The following is an 18,824-nucleotide window of genomic DNA, read 5'->3' as shown; positions in this document are numbered from 1 at the left end:
AGGCCGCGTCATCGGCGCTGGATGTTCGCTCCGCTTCGGTAACGCGCACTTCGCGCGGCGCACCGGCAAAAACGCCGGGTGGCATCAACGTAATAAGACTTATGACCCAACCCTTTGTTCATCTAAGAACCCACTCCGAGTATTCCCTGATCGACGGCCTGGTGCGGATCAAACCGCTGGTGGCGCGCGCGGCGGAGCTGGAAATGCCGGCGCTGGCGCTGACCGACCAGACCAACTTTTACGGCCAGATCAAATTCTATAAGGCCTGTATGGGAGCCGGCATCAAGCCGGTTACCGGGGCGGATTTCTGGCTCAGTGAGGGGGGGGAGGAAAACCCGACTCTGATCACTCTCTATGCCATGAATGCCCGCGGCTACCTCAATATCACCGAGCTGATCTCGCGGGCGTGGATGGAGGGGCAGTACCACGGCAACGCCTATATCCGTCGCGAGTGGATACCCGAGTACGCCGAGGGCGTGCTGGCGCTGTCCGGTGGCAAATTCGGCGATGTGGGGCGCGCCCTGATTGCCGGGCGCAACGCGCAGGCCGAAGAGCTGGCTCGGGAGTGGGCGCGGATCTTCCCCGACCGCTACTATCTGGAGCTGCAGCGCACCGGGCGTGCCGGCGATGAGGATTACCTGCACGCGGCGGTGGCGCTGGGCCAGCGCCTGCAGCTGCCCGTGGTGGCCACCAACGATGTGCGCTTTCTCGAGGAAAGCGAATTCGAAGCCCACGAAGTGCGCGTGTGCATTCACGAGGGCCGCGCCTTGGATGACCCGCGCCGCGAGCGCCGCTACTCGCCGCAGCAGTATTTCCGCACCGTGGAGGAGATGCAGGCGCTGTTCAGCGACATTCCCGAAGCGCTGCAGAACACGGTGGAGATCGCCCGCCGCTGCTCGGCGCCGATCCAGCTGGGCAAGTATTTCCTGCCGGAGTACCCGATTCCCGAGGGCATGACCGAAAACCAGTTCTTCGAGAAGATCTCCTTCGAGGGGCTGGACGCGCGCCTGGAAACCATCCTCGACCGCTCCGCGCCGGACTACACCGAGCGCCGCGCCGAGTATGAAACACGGCTGCGTTTCGAGCTGGATATCATTATCCAGATGGGTTTCCCCGGTTACTTCCTGATCGTGATGGACTTTATCCAGTGGGCCAAGGATCACGATATTCCGGTGGGGCCGGGGCGGGGCTCCGGTGCCGGCTCGCTGGTGGCCTATGTACTCAAGATCACCGATCTGGACCCGCTGCAGTACGACCTGCTGTTCGAGCGCTTCCTCAACCCGGAGCGGGTCTCCATGCCCGACTTCGACGTCGACTTCTGTATGGAGAAGCGGGACCGGGTGATCGGCTATGTGGCCGACAACTACGGCCGCAACGCCGTCAGCCAGATCATTACCTTCGGTACCATGGCCGCCAAGGCGGTGGTGCGGGACGTGGCGCGGGTTCAGGGCAAGTCCTACGGCCTGGCGGACAAGCTGTCTAAGATGATTCCGCCGGACCCGGGGATGACCCTGCAAAAGGCTTTCGAACAGGAAGATATCCTGCGGGAATTCCTCGAGACCGACGAGGAGGGCCAGGAAATCTGGGAGATGGCCCTGCAGCTGGAGGGCGTGGCCAGAAACGTGGGCAAGCACGCCGGTGGCGTGGTGATCGCCCCCACCAAGCTGACTGATTTCGCGCCGCTCTACTGCGACGAAACCGGTGCCGGCCTGGTGACGCAGTTCGACAAGAACGATGTGGAGGATGCCGGCCTGGTGAAGTTCGACTTCCTCGGCCTGCGCACCCTCACCATTATCGACTGGGCCAAGAAGATGGTCGACGAGCAGCGGGCTCGCGAGGGCAAGGAGCCGCTGGTCATCGAAACGCTGCCGCTGGACGACCCCGAAACCTACCAGATGATCAAGCGGGCCGAGACCACCGCGGTGTTCCAGCTGGAATCCCGCGGGATGAAGGACCTGATCAAGCGCCTGCAGCCCGATAATCTGGAGGATATGATCGCCCTGGTGGCCCTGTTCCGCCCGGGCCCGCTGCAGTCGGGCATGGTGGATGACTTCATCAACCGCAAGCACGGCCGCGCTCAGGTGGCCTACCCCGATGCCAAATACCAGCACGAGAAGCTGAAGCCGATCCTGGAGCCCACCTACGGGGTGATCGTCTACCAGGAACAGGTGATGCAGATCGCCCAGGAACTGGCGGGTTATACCCTCGGCGGGGCGGATATGCTGCGCCGTGCCATGGGTAAGAAAAAACCCGAAGAGATGGCCAAGCAGCGCGAGGTCTTTGCCTCTGGTGCGAAAGAGCAGGGCATCGATCCCGATCTGGCGATGAAGATCTTTGACCTGGTGGAGAAGTTCGCCGGTTACGGCTTTAACAAATCCCACTCCGCGGCCTACGCGCTGGTGTCCTACCAGACCGCCTGGCTCAAGGCCCACTATCCGGCGCAGTTTATGGCCGCCACCATGTCCTCGGATATGGACAAGACCGACAAGGTGGTGACCTTTATTGAAGAGTGCCGGGCCATGCAGCTCGACCTGGTGCCGCCGGATGTGAATCTCGGCAGTTACCAGTTCTCGGTGGATGTGGACAACCGGATCATCTACGGCCTGGGCGCCATTAAAGGCCTCGGGGAAGGGCCGATTGAAAACATCATCGCACTGCGCAACGAGGGTGGCCCCTTTACCGACCTGTTCGACTTCTGCTCCCGCGTGGACCCCCGCAAGGTGAACAAGCGCGCCCTGGAAGCGCTGGTGCGCTCGGGCGCGCTGGACAGTATTGGTCCCTCCGCCGAGGGCATGGACGGTCTCAACTATTCGCGGGCGGTGATGTTCAATGCGCTGGATGAGGCGGTGAAGGCCGCCGAGCAGCAGTCCCGCAACGCCAGCGCCGGCATGATGGACCTGTTTGGCGAGGTGGTGCCCTCGGCCTCCGACGGTGATGTCTACGGGGAGTTTCGCCGTGCGCGCCCGTGGAGTATCCGCGAGCGTTTGGAGGGAGAGAAGAATACCCTCGGCCTGTACCTTACCGGCCACCCCATCGACGAGTACGAGGAAGAACTGCAGCACCTGGTGAAAGCGCGTATCGCCGACCTTAAACCCGGCCGTGAAGGCCAGAAGGTGGCGGGGCTGGTGGTCGCCATGCGGGTGATGAAAACCAAGCGCGGGGATTCCATGGCCATCGTCACCCTCGATGACCGCAGTGGCCGTATCGAAGCGGCGGTGTTCAGCGAGGCTTTCGGCGAGCACCGGGAGAAGCTGGTCAAGGATGCGCTGCTGGTGCTGGACGGCCCCATTTCCCACGACGATTACAGCGGTGGTCTGAAAATGACCGTCAACGGGGTTTCGACTCTGGACGAGTTGCGCCAGGGCAGCGTCGCCGGTGTGCGCCTGCGGCTCGATAGCGCCAGCGCGCCGGCCGGTCTGGGCAAGCGCCTTGCCGCCTGTCTCAAGCCCTACACCAACGGCCCGGCCAGCGACTGCGCTGTCAGCATGGAGGTGGCCCGCAGTGATGCGCGGGGCCTCTACCGGCTGCCGCAGGAGTGGCAGGTGGAGCCGAATGATCAATTGGTGCAGTCCCTCAGGGAGCTGCTGGGGCGCGACCGGGTCATTTTGGACTACAAGGAGCGGCGATAATTACCCTCAGGCTCGACTGGCCGGTTCTCGAAGAGTAAGCTATGCCGCCATCAAGGCCCTTCGGAAATAATCCGGAAATAAATGGCTAAGCCCATCCGGGATGAGCGGTGACCAGAGTTAAAAGGCGCGTATTGCATGAATTTCAATTTTCTCGAATTTGAACAGCCGATCGCCGAGCTGGAAAGCAAGATCAAAGAGCTGCAGCATGTGGGCGACGACAACGAACTGAACATCGCCGACGAAGTGGCGCGGCTGCGGGAAAAGAGCCGGACTCTCACCGAGTCGATTTACAGCGATCTTACTCCCTGGCAGGTGGTGCAGGTGGCGCGTCATCCCCAGCGTCCCTACTCGAAAGACTACATCGAGCGCATTTTCACCGACTGGGATGAGCTGCACGGCGACCGTCACTTCGGCGATGACCGGGCCATTATCTCCGGTATCGCGCGCCTCGACGGCAAGCCGGTGGCGGTTATCGGCGAGGAGAAGGGGCGCAGCGTCAACGACAAGGTGGCGCGCAACTTCGGCATGCCGAAGCCCGAGGGTTATCGCAAGGCCCTGCGCATCATGGAAATGGCGGAGCGTTTTGGTCTGCCGGTGCTGACCCTGATCGACACTCCCGGGGCCTATCCGGGCATTGACAGTGAAGAGCGCGGTATCAGTGAGGCCATCGCCAAGAACCTGGCGGTGATGTCCCGTCTGCGCACGCCCATCATCTGCACCGTAATCGGTGAGGGTTCCTCCGGTGGCGCCCTGGCCATTGGTGTCGGCGATCAGCTCAATATGCTGCAGTACTCCACCTACTTTGTGATTTCCCCGGAGGGCTGCGCCAATATTATCTGGAAAACCGTGGAGAAGGCTCCGCTGGCGGCCGAGGCCATGGGGGTGACTTCCACGGTACTGGAAGAGCTGGGCATTGTGGATGAGACTATCCCTGAGCCTCTTGGCGGCGCCCACCGGGATCCGGATACCATGGCCAGCCGCTTGCAGGAGCGCCTGAGCGCGCAGCTGGACCAGTTGCGCAAGGTCCCCATCGACGAGCTGCTGGAGAAGCGCTACCAGCGCCTGATGAGCTACGGCAACATCACCTCCTGACTTTCCCTGAAGTCAGAAAAAAGGCCGCAGCACTGAGTGTTGCGGCCTTTTTTATGCTCATTTACCGGGACTGGCTGTGTTTACTCAGTCGTCAGGGGGTCTCTGAAGCCAGTGCCAGAGCGACGGTATTGGGGCCCAGGTTGATGCCGCCGGACAGGCTCATCACGGTTTTGTACACCTTCACATTGTGCTCGCGCGCCACCTTCTCCAGCTCGGTAAAGCCGGGAACCTTGTCGAGATCCTGCAGCTTGCCGGCGAAGCTGACCATGATGGAGGGCATCAGCAGCTGGCCCGCGCTGATCTTGTCAATCGCCAGCTGAAACAGGGAGCGGGTGCAGTTTTCGAAGCCGCGCAGGGTGTTGGTAACGGTAGACCCGGTGTGATGCATGGACAGGATCGGATGCAGTTTCAGCATGCGTGCGGCCATGGCCTTGAGCCAGCTGATGCTGTTCTCGTTCTTGGTGCGCGCCCTTTCCCGCACGTAATAAACGTCCTTGATTGCGGCATAGCCATGGATATGACGGCGAAACTCTTCGGTGCGCTTTGTGATGTCGGCAGCGCTCAGGCCGCGCTGAATCAGGGACAGCGTATAGAGAGCCAGCAGCCCCTGCCCGCAGAACACGGTGTGGGAGTCCACGGCGTGGACATCCACCTTGTCATTGGCGCCGGTGGAGACGAGGTTCTTCACCGCGAGCTCGGCATTGGCAAAGGTCGGGCTGTTGCCGCCGTTAATGGTCTGCACAATGATTTCTTTGCGCCCCTTCTTGACCAGCCCCCTGATGATGCTCTCGATCTCGGCGGTAGGGGCCGGACCAGTGAGGATCTGGTGGGAGCGGTCCACCAGCGACAGGGTATAGAAGTGGGCCATTTGCGCCGGGTTGCGCTGGTCACCGAAGGTGTCTTTGCCCACACTGACGGTGTGCGGCAGGACGGGAATGGAGAATTTGCGCAGAAACTCATCCGGCAGATCGCAACCGGAATCTACAACAAGCTGAACCATGGGTTACTCTGGTAATTGAAAATTATCGGAAATTTTCGTCCAATTTATCACTTGCTGCGGTAAAGGGACAGGCTAAATGGTACTAAAGTACCTGTTACTTGCTTGGAACGAAATATGAAGGGAAAGAAAGGCGGGAGGAGTAGGTGCAGGTTGGCAGTGGCCTTTTGCCTGTTTGGTCTACCGCAGTGTTGGGGGGATTCGCTCTCCTCGCATCCGGTTCACAAACACTTCCCCGAGTATGAGCCGCCTCGACGAGTCCCGGGCAGCGAGAAAGCGTGATCAAGAACCGAGGGCGTTGCATCTTCAGCTTCATCGCCTTCAACGTCAACTCCATCACTTTCACCTCATCGAGCAACGGCAGTGCGCTGCCTCCACAAATGATGGTTTCGTACCTGCGGTTATGGTTGCCTAACTGTGTTTCCCGGCATTGCGTAGCAGGCTTGCCCTGCAGAGCCATACTGCGGAGTCACCCTGAAAAGCCACCCTGCAGGGCGGCCTTGCGGCGATTGTCGCACCGTTGCCGGCTGGAGTCGGCACCTCGATATTGTTGCTGCGCCATTAGGGCCCGTTTTAGCGCCAGGCCGGGCACTATGTAAACGCTGGTTATGGTGGTTAATCTCCCGGTACGCCTACAGGCTGGGGTAAAATCTGCTCAATACCCGGCCCGGCACGCTTTCCAATTGGTCTGCTGTACGGGCTTTTCTCGAGCCTTGTTTCGAGCCTTGTTTCGAGCGATGTCTCGAGCGATGTCTCGAGCGATGTCTCGAGGTTAGGCCGCGCCGCCGCGACGGGCATTATCTATGCTTCCGTCCGGCCTCGGATATTCCAGGAGGTCACTGCGGCAAAAGTTTGGCTGCCTTTGACATCCGGCTTGCCAGGTCGATCGTCGGATTCTGGCTGTTGGGGGCCGGATGTTAGCTGCTTGCTGTTAAGTGCTTGCTGGTTAGTTGCTGGCAGTTGGCTGCGGACAGTCAGAGCTCGGCAGGTAGAATTTTGAACATGGCGCTCTGTGTGGCAGGGCGGGGTAATCAGGGCAGGCCAACTTGGGCGAGCAGACTCTCGATCTTCAACATTCCCTGCGGGCGTTTCTCGCCCGCTTTCCCTGCCGGGGCCGCCGCTGGCTAGCTCTGAGCGGCGGGCTCGACTCCACCGTGCTGCTGCATTTGCTGGTTTCCGAAGGCGAACCTGTCTGCGCGGTACATGTGCACCACGGCCTGTCCGCGAATGCAGATGACTGGGCGGTTCATTGTGCGGAGCTGGCCGACGCTCTGGGTGTGCCACTGGTGACCCGGCATGTGTCGGTGGACGCTGGCGGAGGCATCGAGGCCGGCGCCAGGGATGCCCGCTACCGGGTATTCAGTAGCCTGCTGCAAGCTGGCGACCAGCTTCTCTTGGCCCACCATGGGGATGACCAGGTGGAGACCTTCTTTCTGCGGTTGCTGCGCGGCGCCGGGGCCCAGGGGCTCGGCGCCATGCGCGGTTGCCGCCCTCTGGGCGCGGGGGTGCTGCTGCGGCCGCTGCTGAAGAGTTCACGGAGCGATCTGGAAGCCTATGCCCGCGAGCAGGAGCTGGACTGGATTGAGGATGAGAGCAACCGCGACGCGCGTTTCGATCGCAACTTTCTGCGCGGCAGAGTTTTACCTCTCCTGAGTGAACGCTGGCCTCTGCGGCAACGGGTGCATCGCGCTGCGCGGAACCTGGAAGAGAGCGCCGATCTTTTGCGGCAGCTGGCCGACTTAGATCTGGAGAGCTGCCAGCGGCGTCCGGAGCGGATTGGGGAGTCTGTGTCGCTGGAGCGGTTCCTGGCTCTTCGCCCCGAGCGCCAGCGCAACCTGTTGCGCAGCTGGTCGGCTTCCCTCGGCGGTGTCTGGCCTAATGCCTCGCAGTTGGCGGAGCTGGCACAGCAGCTCTGCGCAGACGGTGACCGGCTGCCCGCGGTGTCGGTCGGGAGGATGGTGGCCCGGCGTTTCCGTCAGCGGCTGTTTCTGACTCCTTCGCTGCCGGCGGTCCCCCCCCGATATTCCGTTACCTGGAGTGGTCAGCAGGCGCTGCGGCTGCCGGGGCAGGGCTCGCTGGCCGCGCTGCCGGGCTGGCCCGGAGGTGGATACCGGGTGGCCTTTCGCCATGGCGGCGAACGCGCGCGGCCCCTCGACCGGCAGCACTCCCAGACCCTGAAGAAGCTGATGCAGGAGTATGCCCTTGAGCCGTGGCTGAGGGACCGGGTTCCGCTAATCTTTGAGGGGGAGCGGTTGCTGGCTGTCGGCGACCTGTTCCTCTGTGACGGGTGGCAGGGTGTTGCGCCGCTGGCCCTTCCGGATTGGCGGCCGCTGGCGTTTTTTGATTGAGGCAAATGCCCCCTTCTGGTAGTCTGGCGTCCCATCTCAAGGCAGCGGGAGACGTTTGATCGTCTGGCCGCGCCAGCCCCGCAAACCCGATTCCATCGGGCATTCAACTGACCAAGGTTTTGCATGACGCGCTATATTTTTGTCACTGGTGGCGTGGTTTCCTCGTTGGGGAAAGGTATCGCCTCCGCTTCCCTGGCGGCCATTCTCGAGGCCCGGGGCCTCAAGGTAACCATCCTCAAACTGGACCCGTATATCAACGTGGATCCGGGCACCATGAGTCCTTTCCAGCACGGCGAGGTCTATGTGACCGAGGATGGCGCCGAGACTGACCTGGATCTGGGGCACTACGAGCGCTTTATCCGCACGCGCATGTCCAAGCGCAATAACTTCACCACCGGCCGGGTATACGAGACCGTGCTGCGCAAAGAGCGCCGCGGTGACTACCTGGGCGGCACCGTGCAGGTGATCCCGCATGTCACCGACGAGATCAAGCGCCGCGTGATCGAGGGTGGCCGCGATATGGATGTGGCCATCGTCGAGATCGGTGGCACCGTGGGTGATATCGAGTCCCAGCCTTTCCTGGAGTCCGTGCGCCAGCTGCGCGTGGAGCTGGGCCTGAATCGCGCCCTGCTGATCCACCTGAGCTACGTGCCCTATCTCGCCACCGCCGGTGAGACCAAGACCAAGCCGACCCAGCACTCCGTTAAAGAGTTGCGCTCCATCGGCCTGCAGCCGGATATTCTACTGTGTCGCTCCGAGCGTGAGATTGACGAGGATTCCCGTCGCAAGATCGCACTGTTCACCAACGTGGAAGAGCGTGCAGTGGTGCCACTGCCGGATGCCAAGACCATTTACGGTGTGCCGCGCCTGCTGCACACCTACGGCCTTGACGACATCGTCGTCGAGAAGCTGCAGCTGGATTGCCCGGCTCCGGACCTGTCCGAGTGGGATGCCGTGGTGGATGGCAAGCTGAATCCCGAGCACGAAGTGACGATCGCCATGGTCGGTAAATACATGGAGCTGCTGGATGCCTATAAATCCCTGATCGAGTCACTGACCCACGCCGGCATCAAGCATCGCTGCAAGGTGGATATTAAGTACATCAACGCCGAAGACGTTGAAGGCGAAAACGGACTTGACCTGATCAAGGATGCCGATGCGATTCTCGTTCCGGGCGGATTTGGTGAGCGCGGCCTCGAGGGCAAGTTGGAATCTGTGCGTTATGCCCGCGAGAACAATATCCCGTTCCTCGGTATCTGCCTTGGCCTGCAGTCGGTGGTGATCGAATACTCCCGCAATGTGCTGGGCTTGAAAGACGCCAACAGCACCGAGTTTGATATCAACACCTCAAACCCGGTTATCGGTCTGATTACCGAGTGGATCGACAGCGAAGGCAATATCGAGAAGCGTGACGAGCAGTCCGACCTTGGCGGCACTATGCGCCTCGGCGGTCAGGAGTGTCGCCTGGCGAAAGACAGCAAGGCCCGTGAAATTTACGGTGCCGATGTGATTGTCGAGCGCCACCGTCACCGCTACGAAGTCAACAACAACTACGTGGACCGCCTGCAGAAAGCGGGTCTGAAGATCGGCGGCTGGTCCGCGGACGATACCCTGGTGGAAATGGTTGAATTGCCAGAGCACCCGTGGTTCGTGGCTTGTCAGTTCCACCCTGAGTTCACATCCACTCCCCGTGACGGGCACCCGCTGTTCGAGAGTTTTGTCGCTGCGGCAATGAAACACCACGAAGCCCAGGGCAAGTAAAAACCACCGGAAGCCTTCAGCAGGTTAACCGCTGCCCGGTCGCGCCTTTTGCGTGGCCGGGAGAAAGGAATAGCGCATCATGAAAACTATAGAAGTCGGAAAAATCCAGGTGGCCAACGACAAGCCGTTCGTGCTGTTCGGTGGCATGAACGTGCTGGAGTCCCGCGATCTCGCCATGCAGGTGGCTGAGCACTATGTCAAAGTGACCGAAAAACTCGGTATTCCCTACGTGTTCAAGGCCTCTTTTGACAAGGCCAACCGCTCCTCCATTCACTCCTACCGGGGACCGGGGATGGAAGAGGGCCTGAAGATTTTCGAAGAGGTCAAAAAAACCTTCGGCGTTCCCCTGATTACCGATGTGCATGAGGTGGACCAGGCGGCTCCGGTTGCGGAAGTCGTGGACGTGATTCAGCTGCCGGCATTCCTCGCCCGCCAGACTGACCTGGTCAAGGCTATGGCCGCCACCAATGCGGTCATTAACGTGAAAAAGCCCCAGTTTATGAGTCCGCCACAGGTTAAGAATGTGGTGGAGAAGTTTGCCGAGGGCGGCAACGACAAGATCATTCTGTGTGAACGCGGCAGCTGTTTCGGCTACGACAACCTGGTGGTGGATATGCTCGGCTTCCGCACCATGATGGACGCCTCCGGCGGCGCCCCGGTGATTTTTGATGTGACGCATTCCTTGCAGATGCGCGATCCGTCAGGCGCCGCCTCTGGCGGCCGTCGCGGCCAGGTCACCGAGCTGGGCCGCGCGGGTCTCGCGATTGGTATTGCGGGCCTGTTTCTTGAGGCGCACCCGAACCCGGACAAGGCCCTGTGCGATGGCCCCAGCGCTCTGCCGCTGGAAAAGCTGGAGCCTTTCCTGGCCCAAATGAAAGCCGTGGATGACCTGGTTAAAAGCATGGAACCGCTGGATACCAAGTAAGCCCTGTGCTCGCTGGTGGAAGTGCTGCCACCCAATTGCGCATTGTTTCCGAGAATAATTTTTTGATTTGCCCACTTACAAAAAGTATCAACATGGAGCCCCGTTAATGAGCAAGATTGTTGCCGTAAAAGCCTACGAAGTACTGGATTCCCGCGGAAATCCAACGGTAGAAGCCGATGTAATTCTGGAGTGCGGTGCGGTTGGCTCCGCCTGTGCGCCCTCCGGTGCTTCCACAGGTTCCCGTGAAGCGCTGGAACTTCGCGACGGCGACAAGAGCCGCTATCTGGGCAAGGGTGTGTTGAAGGCGGTTGAAAATATCAATACCACCATCGCCGACCTGCTCAAAGGCATGGATGCGACGGACCAGCGCGCCCTCGACCAGGCCATGATTGATGCCGATGGCACCGAGAACAAATCCAAGCTTGGTGCCAATGCCATTCTGGCGGTATCACTGGCGGCGGCGAAAGCGGCTGCTGCGGCGAAGAATATTCCGCTTTACCAGCATATCGCTGAGGTAAACGGCACTCCCGGCCAGTACACCATGCCGGTACCGATGATGAATATCCTCAATGGCGGTGAGCACGCCGACAACAATGTGGATATTCAGGAGTTTATGATTCAGCCGGTCAAGGCCACGAGTTTCTCCGAGGCGCTGCGTCAGGGTGCGGAGATCTTTCACTCCCTGAAAAAAGTGCTCTCCTCCCAGGGACTGAACACAGCAGTCGGTGATGAGGGCGGATTCGCCCCCAACCTGCCTTCCAATGAGGCAGCTCTGCAGGTTATCGCCGAAGCGGTTGAAAGTGCCGGTTACAAGCTGGGTGAAGACATTACTTTGGCTCTGGACTGTGCCTCCTCCGAATTCTACAAAGATGGCAAGTACGACCTTGCCGGCGAAGGCAAAGCGTTCGACAGTGAAGGTTTTGCTTCCTACCTGGCCGAGCTGGCCGCGAACTATCCGATCCTCTCCATCGAAGATGGCATGGACGAGAGCGACTGGGATGGCTGGAAGATTCTTACCGACAAAATCGGCAGCAAGGTTCAGCTGGTTGGCGACGATCTCTTCGTAACCAACACCAAGATTCTCAAGGAAGGTATCGAGAAGGGCGTGGCCAATTCCATCCTGATCAAGTTCAACCAGATCGGCTCACTCTCCGAAACCCTGGATGCGATCAAGATGGCCAAGGATGCCGGCTACACCGCGGTGATTTCCCACCGTTCTGGTGAAACTGAAGACACCACCATTGCCGATCTGGCTGTGGCGACTGCCGCCGGCCAGATCAAGACTGGTTCCCTGTGCCGCTCCGACCGTGTGGCCAAGTACAACCGCCTGCTGCGTATCGAGGCGGAACTGAACGGTGCCGCTCCCTATCGCGGCCGCGCCGAATTCAAGTAAGCGCGTAGTCTGGGGTGGATACCGGCATATTTTCCTGAATGGCCGGTATCTACCCCTTCGCTGTTTATCAGTCGCGCACCAACCGGATAGTGCCAATGAAATGGCTGCTGGCAATACTGACCATCCTGCTTGTGACCTTTCAGTACCGTCTGTGGGTAGGGGAAGGCAGCCTCGCGGAGGTCTCGCGGCTCAAACGTGAACTGGCTGAGCAGCAGGAAAAGAATGCCGTACTGCGCCGGGCCAACCGGCAGCTGTTAAGGGAAGTGCGCAGCCTCAAGGAAGGCACCGATGGTGTCGAGGCGAAAGCCCGCTACGACCTCGGCATGGTCAAAGAAGGCGAAACCCTGTTCATTTTTATGCAACCGGAAAAGGACAGCAACGAGTGATCTCCGGTTACTGGGTCATCGTTCCCGCAGCGGGTGTTGGCCGGCGCATGGGGGCCGGCCGCCCCAAACAGTATCTGCCACTCCTTGGCCGCCCCCTGCTATCTGTGACCCTGCGCAATATTCTCACCTGGCCCGGTTTGGCCGGGGTGGTGGTGGCGATCTCTGCGGATGATGCGGATTTCCCCCACCTGCCGGAATCCCGGGATGCCCGGGTGCACCCTGTTCACGGTGGTGCAGAGCGGGCTGATTCGGTACTACAGGCTCTGAATTTCCTCGCTGAAAAAGTTTCTGCAGATACCCAGGTGCTGGTGCATGATGCCGCGCGTCCGTGTGTCGCGATTGAAGATATTGAGTCGCTGTTGGCGGCAGAGGCAGCCTGCGCGCTTTTGGCGCGTCCGGCCAGCGATACCGTCAAGCTGGCGCAGAAGTCCGGGGATACCCCGGCCCGGGTGGAAAAGACCCTGGAGCGCGCCCGCATCTGGCTCGCGCAGACACCGCAAAGGGCGCCTCTGGCACAGCTGCACAGTGCCCTGCGCGAGGCGCTGGAGCGGGGCGATCCGGTTACGGATGAAGCCAGTGCGCTCGAGTTCGCCGGCCAGTGTCCGGCGCTGGTGGCCGGCCGTGGCGACAACTTGAAAGTGACACACCCCGAAGATATTCCGCTGGCGGAGGCGCTGCTGCGCCTCCGGTTTGCGGCGCTAGAAGGTGCACGTTGATGAGTTTTCGAATAGGGCAGGGCTTTGATGTCCACGCATTTTGCGATGGCGACCATGTGATCCTCGGCGGTGTGCGTATCCCCTGCGATCAAGGACTGAAAGCGCACTCGGACGGGGATGTGCTGTTGCACGCGCTGGCCGATGCGCTCCTGGGCGCGCTGGCGCTAGGAGATATTGGCCACCATTTTCCCGATAATGATCCGAACTATGCCGGGGCCGACAGCCGCCGGCTACTGCGCCATGTGATGACCCTGGTGGCAGAGCGGGGCTACGCACTGGTCAACGCAGACTGCACCCTGATCGCCCAGGCGCCCAAAATGGCTCCATACATCCAGTCTATGCGGGCAAATATCGCCGAAGACTGCGGTGTCGATATCAGTGCCGCCAGCGTCAAGGCCACCACCACCGAGCGCCTCGGCTTTGCCGGGCGCGGTGAGGGTATCGCCGCACAGGCAACGGTTCTACTGGCGCTATCTGAAGCGAAGGGCGATTTGTGACTGCATCCTCCACCGACCCGCAATGGAACCTGAACTGGCCGTGCGCTCTTGGCGGCGCGGCGATCGAGGCGGATTTCCGCGCGACTCCTGAAGACTTTGTCGTCGAGGAGCTAGCGGCGCCCCCTGCAGATGACGGCGGCGAACATGTTTATCTGCAGGTGCGCAAGCGCGCTGCCAACACCAACTGGGTGGCCCAGCAGCTCGCCCGAGCGGCGGGGGTGCGGCCCAGCGACATCGGTTTTTATGGCCTGAAGGATCGGCATGCGGTCACCACCCAGTGGTTCAGTGTCTGGCTGGGGCAGAAAAGCGCACCGGACTGGAGCCGGCTGGATACCGATGAGTTTGTGATCCTGAAAAGCTACCGCGGGCCGCGCAAGCTGCGCCGCGGTGAGCATGTGGGCAATCGCTTTGTAATCACCCTGCGCAATGTTCGCGGTGATCGCGAGCGTGCCACAGCGATACTTGAGCGCCTTGGGCAGGGGGTTCCCAATTATTTCGGTGAACAGCGTTTTGGCCGCGATGGCGGTAACCTGGATCTGGCTATGCGCATAGCCGGGCAATCCGCGCGGGTTAAACGTACGGAGCGCGCTTTTGCCATGTCCGCCGCGCGCAGCTGGCTTTTCAATCAGGTGCTGGCGCAGCGGGTGACGCGCCACTGCTGGCTCCAAGCAATGCCGGGCGAGCCCGAGGCTGAGCCTAGCGGACCTCTGTGGGGGCGGGGGCGAAATCCGGCCACGGGTGAGCTGGCTGAGCTTGAATCTTCGGTCACGGATCAATGGACGCTAATCTGCGACTGGCTGGAACACTGTGGGCTGCAGCAGGAGCGGCGCCCTCTAGCACTGCGCCCGGAGGGTTACGAATTCCGGTGGCTGGAGGACGATCTGGAGCTGTCATTCGCGCTGCCGCCGGGCGCCTTTGCCACCGCGGTGTTGCGAGAACTCTCGGTGCTGGTCAATGAGAGTAGCGCCAACATAGAATAGAAACACAACAATAAACCGGCGTTTGCGCCGGCATTGAGGAGCCGCAAGCGGCTCCGGCATTGCATAGGGGTAATATGGATCGCTTGAAACGTGAGGGGCTGGGGATGACGTCCCAGCGGACCCGCAACCGGCTGATTCAGCGACTGCGGGAAGGGGGAATCAGCAACGAGGCGGTGCTGGATGTCATGGCCTCCACGCCGAGGCACCTCTTTCTTGACGAGGCCCTCGCCATCCGCGCCTATGAGGACACCTCCCTGCCGATTGGCTACGGCCAGACCATCTCCCAGCCCTATATCGTTGCCAAGATGACGGAATTATTACTGAGCAGGGCGAAGTCCCTGCATCGCGTGCTGGAAGTGGGCACTGGCTCCGGTTATCAGGCGGCCATTCTGGCGCGGCTGGTAGACAAGCTCTATTCCGTGGAGCGGATTGGGCCATTGCTGGAAAAGGCGCGGCAGCGATTGCGTGAGCTAGGGCTGCACAATGTCGAAACCAGTCTCAGCAGCGGAGGTTTCGGCTGGCCAGAGAAGGGCCCCTACGATGCCATTCTGGCTGCGGCCTCTCCCGCTTCTGTTCCCGCCGAACTCAAGGAGCAGCTGGGTCCTGACGGTGTGCTCGTCATGCCGGTGGGCAATGAGGAACAATTCCTGACTATTATCACCCGCCGTGGCGACAGCGAGCTGTTCGATGTGGAGCGCCTCGAGCCTGTGCGTTTTGTCCCCCTGCTTGGAGGTGTCGTCCGATGAGTTTACGCGGCAATCGCCTCTGGGGCGTGGCTGCCAGGGGCATGGCGATGGGGGCGGCTGACGTGGTGCCCGGGGTTTCCGGTGGCACTATTGCCTTTATTACCGGGATCTACCAGGAGCTGCTGGATTCCATCAGTCGTGTTGGGCCTCATGCCATCACCGTATTGCGCCGCCATGGCCCTTTGGTTGCCTGGCAATATATCAATGGCAGTTTCCTGCTGGCCCTGTTTGCCGGCATCCTGATCAGCATTGTGAGTCTGGCGCGCCTGATCGGCTATCTGCTCGATACTTATCCCGTCACCTTGTGGGGTTTCTTTTTTGGCCTGGTGCTGGCCTCGGTGATTCCCGTTCTCCGTCGGGTGCCGCGCTGGAATACCGGTGCCTTCTTCTATTTGCTTCTGGGTGTGCTCGTGGCCATCGGCGTCAGTGAGTTGCGGCCAGCGCAGATTCCGGCAACCCCCTTGATTCTGTTTCTATCCGGCGCGGTGGCGATCTGTGCAATGATCCTGCCCGGGATTTCCGGCTCCTTTATCCTGCTGATGATTGGTATTTATCCCCATGTGTTGGCGGCCGTGCATGAGTTGCAGGTAATGAAGTTGCTGTACTTTGCCGCCGGCGCGCTAACGGGGCTTATGTTATTCAGCCGCTTGCTGTCATGGTTGATGCACCACTATCTGGCCCGGACGCTGGCTTTTCTTGGCGGCATTCTTCTGGGAAGCCTGAATATCATCTGGCCGTGGAAGCTGGCGAGTGAACCGGTGGCCGGGGAACATTTGCCCCCTCTGCTGTCGAATACCTCGCCCTGGACTTATGCCGAGGTAAGCGGGGAGAGCAATTATCTGCTGGCCGCGCTGATAGCAGCCGCTGTTGCTGCCCTGATCGTTTTAGCGGTTGATTTCTATGGACACCGGCAGGGCGGCGCCAGTGAGGGGCGTTAAAAGCCCTTGTTCCCCCACATTTGGCTGTGCAAAATCGGATACAGGCTGTTTACAGCCGTTCAGGGGGCGTCGTTAAACGATTTTTTTTAGATACTTTTTCCATAAATATGACCCCCTGATGTAAAAAGAGAATAATGAATTGTCGCCCCAGTGAACGTAATAGTGCTGCCTCTTGGCGGGGCTTTGCTCTCTTTCCCGGTCACTACCGCCTCACGGTGTTAAAAATATTAACCACAGGCTTTATTGGCCTTTTTTTGGTTTCCTGCGCCAATTACATGGCGCCAACGCAAGCGCTCGAGCAACCGCCAAGCCAGAGGATCAAGCATCACACGGTCAGCAGTGGAGAGACGCTGTATTCCATTGCCTGGAGGTATGGCCAGGATTTCCGCGACCTGGCAGCCATTAATGGTATTGCGGCTCCCTACAGTATTTTCCCCGGTCAGCGTCTGCGCCTGAGCGGACAGGGGCTGGTCACCAGCCCCTCTCCAGCTATCACCCCCCTGCGAAAAACCGCGCCCGCTCCAGAGTCGGTGGCACAAAAAACACCGAGGCAAGTGCAAAAATCTTTACCGGCGAAGGCTGCCCGTAAGACGGTGTTATCGGCTCCCCACTCAAAAATTGTCTGGCGTTGGCCGGTGCGCGGTCCCCTGATCAGTACCTTCCGGGCCAAGGACCCGCTGCGCAAGGGTGTTGATATCGCAGGGCAAAAGGGGGACTCTGTACTGGCAGCAGCCAATGGCACCGTGATCTACGCGGGGAGTGCGCTGAGAGGATACGGGAAGCTGCTGATCGTAAAGCACAATGAGGAGTACCTCAGTGCGTACGCCCACAACCACAAGCTACTTGTGCAAGAGGGCAGCGAAGTGAAGGCGGGGCAGAGGATCGCGGAACTGGGTTCAAGTGGTACAGACCGCAACAAGCTCCACTTCGAAATTCGTCGCAACGGTCAGCCAGTCGACCCGCTTTCCTATCTGCCGCGCAATCCGTGAGGCGCTAAAGGCCCTGTAAATAAAAATGGACTTTTATTTTGTACCACTTGAGGTAGTCACCGGAATCGTGACCTTCCTAAGGTCGGCAGAGCAGGGTTGAAGCCTTCAGTCAGTCGTGAATTCGCCTGACTAGATATTACCTCCCTGTAACAAATTGCTCTGGCAGTTTGTGCTCCCTCCGCCGTTCTTGTCGGTCGTCGAAACTGGCGACTGTCGCTCTGACAGAAAGCCGCCCCGCGACTTGCTTTCAGCGCGACTGAGAATGGCAAATTTACAAGGAGTTGGGGAAATGGAAGCACATCGTCGCGAACAGCACAGCGCTGGACAGACAGACCTTCCTCCAGAGTTGGCAGCTAACGAGGCCAGTACTAGCGGAAAGAAATCAACAAGCTTACAGAAAGAGGCTAAACCCAGCGGTCGCACCCGGAAGACCGCCGCAAAAAAAAGTTCCGAACCTACCCCCCTGAAAACGCGAGCGCGCAGGTCAGACAGCGAAAACTACCTGCAGAAAAATCTCGATGCCACGCAACTTTATCTGAACGAAATAGGATTTTCACCACTCCTCACGGCTGAGGAGGAGGTTTACTACGCCCGCAAGGCCCTGCGAGGGGATGCGGCTGCGCGAAAACGCATGATAGAAAGCAACCTCCGGCTGGTGGTCAAGATCGCGCGGCGTTACGTAAGTCGCGGTCTGGCGCTGCTGGACCTTATCGAAGAGGGCAACCTGGGTCTGATCCGCGCGGTTGAGAAATTTGACCCGGAACGCGGCTTCCGGTTTTCCACCTACGCCACCTGGTGGATTCGCCAGACCATTGAGCGGGCCATCATGAACCAGACCCGCACCATCCGGCTGCCCATTCATGTCGTCAAAGAATTGAATGTGTACCTGCGGGCATCCCGTGAGCTGGCGCAGAAGCTGGATCACGAGCCCTCCGCGGAAGAGATCGCCACGTTGCTGGAAAAACCGGTGGAAGATGTGGAGCGCATGCTCGGGCTGAACGAGCGTGTAACGTCGGTGGACACGCCCATCGGCCCTTCCTCTGAGAAGACACTGGTAGACACTATCCCTGATCAACAGGAGTCCGATCCCGCCGAGCTGCTTCAGGACACCGATTTGTTTGAAAGTATCAATCGCTGGTTGGGCGAATTGCCCGACAAGCAGTGCGAGGTGGTGTCGCGACGCTTTGGACTGCGAGGCTACGAGGCCAGTACTCTGGAAGAGGTGGGTCGGGAAATCGGTCTGACGCGAGAACGTGTGAGACAGATACAGGTCGACGCGCTGAAACGGCTGCGCGAAGTGATGGAGAAACAGGGGCTGGATGGACATTCACTGTTCGCCAATCTTTAGCAGCATTCGCCAAACTTCGTACAGGTTCGATATTACCTGTACAGCGACAGGTTCTAGTGGTCACAAACGCTAACCTGTA

Annotated in this window: 15 protein-coding genes; 14 read left to right on the top strand and 1 reads right to left on the bottom strand. The window is 59.9% G+C overall.

Going from position 1 to position 18,824, the window contains the following annotated elements; all coding sequences use genetic code 11:
• Positions 1–101 precede the first annotated feature (101 nt).
• Positions 102–3,629 carry a DNA polymerase III subunit alpha gene (dnaE, locus tag ABEA58_RS11225; RefSeq protein ID WP_345551558.1) on the top strand — a complete coding sequence of 1,176 codons (3,528 nt, stop codon included), beginning with the start codon at positions 102–104 and terminating at the stop codon, positions 3,627–3,629.
• A 135-nt stretch (positions 3,630–3,764) separates the two neighbouring features.
• Positions 3,765–4,721, top strand: a complete 957-nt coding sequence (locus ABEA58_RS11220; protein WP_345551557.1) for an acetyl-CoA carboxylase carboxyltransferase subunit alpha — start codon at positions 3,765–3,767, stop codon at positions 4,719–4,721.
• Between the two features lie 91 nt (positions 4,722–4,812).
• On the opposite strand, the gene ABEA58_RS11215 is transcribed toward ABEA58_RS11220, so the two are convergent.
• Positions 4,813–5,721, bottom strand: a complete 909-nt coding sequence (locus tag ABEA58_RS11215; RefSeq protein ID WP_345551556.1) for a DegV family protein — start codon at positions 5,719–5,721, stop codon at positions 4,813–4,815.
• A 1,043-nt stretch (positions 5,722–6,764) separates the two neighbouring features.
• Here ABEA58_RS11215 and tilS point away from each other — a divergent pair.
• The 12 genes from tilS to rpoS all read left to right on the top strand — a co-directional run bounded on the left by tilS (position 6,765) and on the right by rpoS (position 18,745).
• Positions 6,765–8,066 (top strand): tRNA lysidine(34) synthetase TilS, encoded by a 1,302-nt coding sequence (tilS, locus tag ABEA58_RS11210; protein ID WP_345551554.1) that lies wholly within the window; start codon positions 6,765–6,767, stop codon positions 8,064–8,066.
• A gap of 123 nt (positions 8,067–8,189) precedes the next feature.
• Positions 8,190–9,827 carry a CTP synthase gene (gene pyrG, locus ABEA58_RS11205; protein WP_345551552.1) on the top strand — a complete coding sequence of 546 codons (1,638 nt, stop codon included), beginning with the start codon at positions 8,190–8,192 and terminating at the stop codon, positions 9,825–9,827.
• A gap of 79 nt (positions 9,828–9,906) precedes the next feature.
• Positions 9,907–10,752, top strand: a complete 846-nt coding sequence (kdsA, locus tag ABEA58_RS11200; protein ID WP_345551550.1) for a 3-deoxy-8-phosphooctulonate synthase — start codon at positions 9,907–9,909, stop codon at positions 10,750–10,752.
• Between the two features lie 106 nt (positions 10,753–10,858).
• Positions 10,859–12,145, top strand: a complete 1,287-nt coding sequence (eno, locus tag ABEA58_RS11195) for a phosphopyruvate hydratase (protein WP_345551548.1) — start codon at positions 10,859–10,861, stop codon at positions 12,143–12,145.
• A gap of 95 nt (positions 12,146–12,240) precedes the next feature.
• Entirely contained in the window at positions 12,241–12,531 is a 291-nt protein-coding gene (locus tag ABEA58_RS11190) for a septum formation initiator family protein (RefSeq protein ID WP_345551546.1), read from the top strand.
• Positions 12,528–13,247 carry a 2-C-methyl-D-erythritol 4-phosphate cytidylyltransferase gene (gene ispD, locus ABEA58_RS11185; RefSeq protein ID WP_345551544.1) on the top strand — a complete coding sequence of 240 codons (720 nt, stop codon included), beginning with the start codon at positions 12,528–12,530 and terminating at the stop codon, positions 13,245–13,247. The genes ABEA58_RS11190 and ispD overlap by 4 nt, the downstream gene beginning before the upstream one ends.
• A complete protein-coding gene (gene ispF / locus ABEA58_RS11180; RefSeq protein ID WP_345551542.1) occupies positions 13,247–13,744 on the top strand; it encodes a 2-C-methyl-D-erythritol 2,4-cyclodiphosphate synthase in 498 nt (165 codons plus the stop codon). Before ispD ends, ispF begins: the two co-directional genes overlap by 1 nt.
• Positions 13,741–14,724, top strand: coding sequence for a tRNA pseudouridine(13) synthase TruD (gene truD, locus ABEA58_RS11175; protein ID WP_345551540.1), 984 nt, complete (start codon positions 13,741–13,743; stop codon positions 14,722–14,724). The genes ispF and truD overlap by 4 nt, the downstream gene beginning before the upstream one ends.
• Positions 14,725–14,798: 74 nt before the next feature.
• Entirely contained in the window at positions 14,799–15,470 is a 672-nt protein-coding gene (locus ABEA58_RS11170; RefSeq protein ID WP_345551538.1) for a protein-L-isoaspartate(D-aspartate) O-methyltransferase, read from the top strand.
• Positions 15,467–16,408 carry a DUF368 domain-containing protein gene (locus ABEA58_RS11165; RefSeq protein ID WP_345551536.1) on the top strand — a complete coding sequence of 314 codons (942 nt, stop codon included), beginning with the start codon at positions 15,467–15,469 and terminating at the stop codon, positions 16,406–16,408. Before ABEA58_RS11170 ends, ABEA58_RS11165 begins: the two co-directional genes overlap by 4 nt.
• Positions 16,409–16,542: 134 nt before the next feature.
• Positions 16,543–17,397 carry a peptidoglycan DD-metalloendopeptidase family protein gene (locus ABEA58_RS11160; protein ID WP_345551534.1) on the top strand — a complete coding sequence of 285 codons (855 nt, stop codon included), beginning with the start codon at positions 16,543–16,545 and terminating at the stop codon, positions 17,395–17,397.
• A 289-nt stretch (positions 17,398–17,686) separates the two neighbouring features.
• A complete protein-coding gene (gene rpoS / locus ABEA58_RS11155) occupies positions 17,687–18,745 on the top strand; it encodes an RNA polymerase sigma factor RpoS (RefSeq protein ID WP_345551532.1) in 1,059 nt (352 codons plus the stop codon).
• Positions 18,746–18,824 lie beyond the last annotated feature (79 nt).

The organism is Microbulbifer aestuariivivens (genome assembly GCF_039545115.1).
Taxonomy (GTDB): domain Bacteria; phylum Pseudomonadota; class Gammaproteobacteria; order Pseudomonadales; family Cellvibrionaceae; genus Microbulbifer; species Microbulbifer aestuariivivens.
The sequence above is the reverse complement of the archived record's forward strand: the minus strand, read 5'-3'. Positions and strand labels throughout refer to the sequence as shown.

Coding starts and splice junctions, on each gene's coding strand:
- pyrG (WP_345551552.1), top strand. CDS start 8,190: ATGACGCGCTATATTTTTGTCACTGGTGGCGTGGTTTCCTCGTTGGGG.
- ABEA58_RS11170 (WP_345551538.1), top strand. CDS start 14,799: ATGGATCGCTTGAAACGTGAGGGGCTGGGGATGACGTCCCAGCGGACC.
- dnaE (WP_345551558.1), top strand. CDS start 102: ATGACCCAACCCTTTGTTCATCTAAGAACCCACTCCGAGTATTCCCTG.
- ABEA58_RS11220 (WP_345551557.1), top strand. CDS start 3,765: ATGAATTTCAATTTTCTCGAATTTGAACAGCCGATCGCCGAGCTGGAA.
- ABEA58_RS11165 (WP_345551536.1), top strand. CDS start 15,467: ATGAGTTTACGCGGCAATCGCCTCTGGGGCGTGGCTGCCAGGGGCATG.
- ABEA58_RS11215 (WP_345551556.1), bottom strand. CDS start 5,721: ATGGTTCAGCTTGTTGTAGATTCCGGTTGCGATCTGCCGGATGAGTTT.
- kdsA (WP_345551550.1), top strand. CDS start 9,907: ATGAAAACTATAGAAGTCGGAAAAATCCAGGTGGCCAACGACAAGCCG.
- eno (WP_345551548.1), top strand. CDS start 10,859: ATGAGCAAGATTGTTGCCGTAAAAGCCTACGAAGTACTGGATTCCCGC.
- ABEA58_RS11160 (WP_345551534.1), top strand. CDS start 16,543: ATGAATTGTCGCCCCAGTGAACGTAATAGTGCTGCCTCTTGGCGGGGC.
- ispF (WP_345551542.1), top strand. CDS start 13,247: ATGAGTTTTCGAATAGGGCAGGGCTTTGATGTCCACGCATTTTGCGAT.
- ABEA58_RS11190 (WP_345551546.1), top strand. CDS start 12,241: ATGAAATGGCTGCTGGCAATACTGACCATCCTGCTTGTGACCTTTCAG.
- rpoS (WP_345551532.1), top strand. CDS start 17,687: ATGGAAGCACATCGTCGCGAACAGCACAGCGCTGGACAGACAGACCTT.